We start from the raw sequence: 347 nt of genomic DNA on the forward strand, positions 1-347 counted from the left end.
CCTTTCTATGGAGAATTGATGAACACTGTTCATCAATATAAGTTTCCGTGTTTCGTTTTCGTTTAGTTTTGAGAGTTCAATAAAAGTATTGACTCTTAAATGTGAATATGATATAAGTATTTTCTGCAATTTGTATGGGCCTATAGCTCAGCTGGTTAGAGCGCACGCCTGATAAGCGTGAGGTCGATGGTTCGAGTCCATTTAGGCCCACCATACATTTTACGGGGCCTTAGCTCAGCTGGGAGAGCGCCTGCCTTGCACGCAGGAGGTCAGCGGTTCGATCCCGCTAGGCTCCACCAAAAAGCTATTTTATATAGCAAATGGTATGTTCTTTGAAAACTAGATAA

2 tRNA genes are annotated in these 347 nt (G+C 42.4%); both read left to right on the top strand.

The features are described 5' to 3' along the window. The first annotated feature begins 136 nt into the window (after nucleotides 1-136). Nucleotides 137-213, top strand: a tRNA-Ile gene (locus VK90_RS22935). Nucleotides 214-223: 10 nt separating this feature from the next. Beyond that, a tRNA-Ala gene (locus VK90_RS22940) sits at nucleotides 224-299 on the top strand. Nucleotides 300-347 lie beyond the last annotated feature (48 nt).

It is taken from the genome of Bacillus sp. LK2, from assembly GCF_001043575.1.
Lineage (GTDB): Bacteria > Bacillota > Bacilli > Bacillales > Bacillaceae_G > Bacillus_A > Bacillus_A paramycoides.